A 4,931-nucleotide genomic window follows, 5' to 3' on the forward strand; every position below is an offset into this window, starting at 1 on the left:
ACAATGAGGTGCGACTGCAACTGCATGCGCTGGCCTACAACCTGGCCATCTTCTTGCGCTGCATCGAGTTGCCCGAGACGATGGCCGACTGGTCGTTGACCAGCCTGCAACTGAAGCTGATCAAGATCGGGGCACGTGTCGTCCGCCATGCCCGCGCCATCACCTTCCAGCTGGCCGAGGTGGCCGTCACCGGTCCGATGGTCCGCGCCATCCTCGCCGCCATCCGCCGATTGCGAGCGCCTCCGCTATGCGCATGACCGCCATCCACGCCCAAACTGAACGAAAACGGCAGGATGGGTCTGTCCGCTGCGCTGAAAAACACCGCCACCAGGGCACAACACGGCGGCTTCGCGGGCCGATCTGCCCTGTCTCAGCGCCTTGCGCGCCCGACGACGCCGCTCGGGACGGAAAATGATTGTCCTGCGGTCGGATTCAGGCGAAACTCACGTCAGACGGCATGCCACTTGGGGAATGTATGTTGTTATGTTCTTGATACGGTTGATGTGGGAATTTCTTAGCAGAGTTCCAGCCTGTTAACCGTGATCAACTGTTAAATCGGGCGCGTGACAATTCGCGGCCAGCCGCCAGTCTGGTTGCGCGCCCATGTGGCTTGCCGCTTGGCATATTGCCGCGTATCCAGTCGCCATCTTTCAATCATTTCAGCTACTTGCACTTCGCCGCGCAGCAGCGCCAGCAGCGGTGGCACGCCGATGGCACGCATCACCGGCAGGGTTTGTGACAAATTGCGTGCGGCAAGGCGCCGCACCTCTTCCAGCGCGCCGGATTGCCACATCGCCTCGATTCGCCGGTCGATCCGCTGCACCAGCAGGTCGCGCGGGATGTCGATCACCAGCGGGCGCAGTTCCACCTGCCCCAGCAGCCCGCCCTGCGGCGGGGCCGCCTGCCATTGCGCGAGCGACTGGCCCGTCGCCCGCATCACCTCCAGCGCACGGGCGTTGCGCTGCGTGTCATTCGCGTGCAGCCGCGCGGCCATCAGCGCATCCTCGGCGCTGAGCGCGTCGCGCACCTGTTCGGTGGAGAGTGCGCGGACGGCGGCGCGCACGTCAGCCGGAATCTCCGGCACCGGGGCGATGCCCCCCAGCAGCGTGCGCAGGTAAAGGCCGGTTCCGCCCACGAGGATCGGCAGCCGCCCGGCTGCGTGCGCCGCGGCTATTTCCGCGCGGGCCAGCGCCGCCCAGCGCGCCGCCGTGCAACTCTCTGCGCCGTCGATCACGCCGAACAGCCGGTGCGGGGCCTGCGCCTGTTCGTCGGGCGGGGGCGCGGCGGACAGGATCGGCAGGTCCGCATAGATCTGGCTGGCGTCGGCGTTCAAAATCACGCCATTTTCGCGCATGGCCATCTCCAGCGCCAGCGCGGACTTGCCGCTGGCGGTCGGCCCTGCAATGACGGCCAGCGGAGGCCCGACCCGTTCCATGACTGTTTCTGACGCCCTGATCATCACTCTGATTTCACCGCACGGCTTGTCGCAGGCCGACATCGCCACCGCAAGCGACGCGCTGACCGAAGCGGGCGGCATCGTCAGCGCGGAGATCGCGCTGGACCCGCCCTATGCCACCGACTTGGTGGTGCGCGGTATCGACCAGCCGCTGGCCCGCGCGCTGCTGGAAACGCTGTTGCCGGGGCTGGACGTGATCGCCCAGCCCGCCGCCCAACCACGCCGCAAAAAACTGCTGGTGGCGGACATGGATTCCACCATGATCGGGCAGGAATGTATCGACGAGCTGGCCGATTTCGCCGGGCTGAAGGCCGAAATCGCCGCCATCACCGAACGCGCCATGCGCGGCGAACTGGATTTCGAAGCCGCGCTGGACGCCCGCGTCTCCGCGCTTGCCGGGCTGGACGCCGGGGCGATCCAGCGCTGTCTGGACGAGCGCATCAGCCTGATGCCCGGCGCGCGCGTGCTGATCAGCACCATGAAAACGCTGGGCGCGCGCACCGTGCTGATCTCCGGCGGCTTCACCGCTTTCACCGGCGTCGTCGCCGGATTGATCGGCTTTGATCGGCAGGTGGCGAACATCCTGCACATCGCCGAAGGCAAGCTGGCCGGAACCGTACAGAAGCCCATCGTCGATTCCGCCGTGAAACGCGCCACCCTGCTGGCCGAACGTAACGCGCTGGGGCTGGCCGCCGCCGACACGCTGGCGGTGGGAGACGGCGCCAACGACATCCCCATGCTGGAAGCCGCAGGCCTTGGCATTGCCTATCACGCCAAGCCCAAAGCGGCCGCCGCCGCAGACGCCGCCGTGCGCGTGGGCGATCTGACCAGTCTGCTGTGGGCGCAGGGGATTCCGCGTGCGGAGTGGGCGGAGGGGTAGGTTGCGGGAGCACTGAGGCCTCCGGCGGGCAGGGCTTTGCGTGCCGCGTGGAGCGTTTTTTTTGCCTCCGGCGGGCAGGGAAATGATTTCCCTGCACCCTCGAAATTGGCGTCGCACTGAACCTCCAGCGCCGTATCAGTGATCAGATTCGATTGCCTGCGGCACTACCTTGCTCTCTCCCCCTGCAAGGGGGAGAGCTGGAGAGGGGGTGTCCCCGCCGGGCCTGATCCACCACCATCCCCACAAACCGCGACCCCGACCTGCTCTCCATCCCGCTCAGGCTGAGCTTGTCGAAGCCCGATGTGGCGTAACCCCGCGCTCCGCCATTGCGCGTTCGCTTCCGGGGGCTTCGACAAGCTCAGCCTGAGCGGGGGATAAGCGGACACGCTCCAAAGCGCCGCAGGCAATTAACCCCAACCTCATGCCAAACGGATGGCCCCCACCCCAACCCCTCCCCTGAAGGAGGAGGGGCTACACAAAAGTCCGGGGGTGCAGGGGCGTCACGCCCCTGCCGGGGTGAAGGGGCAGCGCCCCTTCGAATCTTGCGCCTGCCGCTCCACGCAGATGGAAGGACCGCGCCGCCGCCAGCCCGCTCAGCGCCCTGTCGTCTGCGCCTTGATGAAGCCGCGCACGTCGTTGGACAGCTTCGCCAGATCGGCTTCGCGCACATACATCATGTGGCCGGCGTCATAATAATGATACTGGATGCGATCCTGCGGGATGCCGGTGCGGCTGAGGCTGTATTCGGCGGCGAAGAAGGGGGTGGCGAAATCATACCAGCCCTGCCCCACGAACACGCGCAACCCGCTGTTTTCGCGCAGGGCCCGGCCGATATAGGGGGCGACGTTCAGATAGGCGTTGTCGTCGCGGCCGCCGATCCGCCAGTCCCAGTCCCGCACGCCGCCGATGGTGACATAATCGCGGGCGGGCGAGAATTTCAGCTCGTCGCGGGCGTAGCTGTTCATCGCGGCGGTGTAGCTGCCGTCGATGCCGTAGAAGCTGGGGTCATTGTCCGGCTCTTCCCCGGCATTGTCATAATCCTTGCCGGTGTAGCGGGAATCGAGCCGCCCCACCGTCTGCCCGCGATCACGCAGCAGTTCCTTATAGAAGCGGCCCGGCACCACGCGCAGGTCCGCGTTTTCCAGATAGGTTTCAGAGAGGCCGGTGAAGCGGGCGAGATCCTTGCGGACCTGCGCGCGTTCGGCGGCGGGGAGTTTCTGGCCCTTCACCAGCGCAGCCAGATACGGCCCCATCGCCCACTGCCGGGCTTCCTCCACAAAATCCTCCACCCGATCCGGGCGGTTGGCGACCTTGCCATGATACCAGGCGGTGGCCGCCATGGAGGGCAGGTTCGTCACATGCACCATCTCATTGCCCTGCGCTTCCGAGCCGACGGCGAAATCGAGCACGGTGGAGATCAGGATGATGCCGTTCAGCGCGACGTCGTTGTAGCTGCCCTCCAGCTCGTTCACGAGCGCGGCGGAGCGGGTGGTGCCATAGCTTTCGCCGCCGATATACTTCGGGCTGTTCCAGCGGCCGTTGGCATCCAGCCACTTCCGCACGAACTGGGCGATGGATTTCGCATCCTTGGTGACGCCCCAGAACTCCTTGGGATCGGTATCGCCCAGCGCGCGGGAAAAGCCGGTGCCAACGGGATCGATAAAGACGATGTCGGTCACGTCCAGCAGGCTGTAGGGGTTGGCGACGATAGGGTAGGGCGGGGCGCCGTCATCCCGGCCATCGTTCGGAATCGCCACCCGCTTCGGCCCGAACGCGCCCATGTGCAGCCACAGCGATCCCGAACCGGGGCCGCCGTTGTACAGGAAGGTAACTGGCCGGTTCGGATCCTTGCCGTCCTTCACATAAGCCGTGGAGAAGATGGTGGCGGTGGGCTTGCCCTTCTCATCGGTGAGATAGGTTTCCCCCGCAGTCGCCGTGTAGCTGATCTTCTGGCCGCCGAAGGTGCCCGTGTGCTTCGTGACGGAGACGGTGGGCGGCGGAATCTCCGCCCCTTTCTCCTTCGCAGCATCCACCTTGGGTGCATCGGAGGATTTCCCCTGCGCCAGCACGGGCGCAGAAAGAATGGCGGCAATCAACAGCGAGGCGGCGAGTTTCGTTTGCATGCCACTGGATTGCACCGGATCGGCTCCGGCGCAAGATGGTTGTGCGTGGGGGCGGTGAGCGGTGGGTGGACTCCGGCGTCCGGGGGCGTTGGCGTTGGAAGTGTGTCTGCGGTTTTTTGCCTCCGGCGGGCAGGGAAATGATTTCCCTGCACCCTCTACATTGGCGTTGTGGCCCCACTCCAACGCCGAGCGGGTGATCAGATTTGATTGCCTGCGGCGCTACGGGGCTCTCTCCCCCTGCAAGGGGGAGAGTAGGAGAGGAGGTGTCACCGGTTGGCCTGATCCGCTGACATCACAGCAAGCGCAACGGAAGCGCCGCAAGCTATAACCGACTTCTATCCCCCCACATCGTCGCCCCGGATCAAGTCCGGGGCGACGATGTGGGGGGATAGAAGTCGGTTATAGCTTGCGGCGCTTCCGTTGCGCTTGCTGTGATGTCAGCGGATCAGGCCAACCGGTGACACCTCCTCTC

The 4,931-nt window shown here is 65.5% G+C and carries 4 protein-coding genes; 2 read left to right on the plus strand and 2 right to left on the minus strand.

Annotation, left to right across the window (positions count from 1 at the left end):
* Positions 1 to 257 (plus strand): transposase (locus FJQ54_RS00810; protein ID WP_181159928.1); only part of this gene is annotated, 257 nt, incomplete at its 5' end.
* Positions 258 to 550: 293 nt separating this feature from the next.
* On the opposite strand, the gene miaA is transcribed toward FJQ54_RS00810, so the two are convergent.
* Complete coding sequence (miaA, locus tag FJQ54_RS00815) at positions 551 to 1,435, minus strand: tRNA (adenosine(37)-N6)-dimethylallyltransferase MiaA (protein ID WP_140926404.1); 885 nt, start codon at positions 1,433 to 1,435, stop codon at positions 551 to 553.
* On the opposite strand from miaA, the gene serB reads away from it, so the two are divergent.
* Complete coding sequence (gene serB, locus FJQ54_RS00820) at positions 1,434 to 2,336, plus strand: phosphoserine phosphatase SerB (RefSeq protein ID WP_140926406.1); 903 nt, start codon at positions 1,434 to 1,436, stop codon at positions 2,334 to 2,336. The genes miaA and serB overlap by 2 nt on opposite strands.
* 593 nt (positions 2,337 to 2,929) lie before the next feature.
* On the opposite strand, the gene FJQ54_RS00825 is transcribed toward serB, so the two are convergent.
* Positions 2,930 to 4,459 (minus strand): S10 family peptidase, encoded by a 1,530-nt coding sequence (locus FJQ54_RS00825; protein WP_140926408.1) that lies wholly within the window; start codon positions 4,457 to 4,459, stop codon positions 2,930 to 2,932.
* Between the last annotated feature and the right edge of the window lie 472 nt (positions 4,460 to 4,931).

Source organism: Sandaracinobacter neustonicus (assembly GCF_006385875.1).
Lineage (GTDB): Bacteria > Pseudomonadota > Alphaproteobacteria > Sphingomonadales > Sphingomonadaceae > Sandaracinobacteroides > Sandaracinobacteroides neustonicus.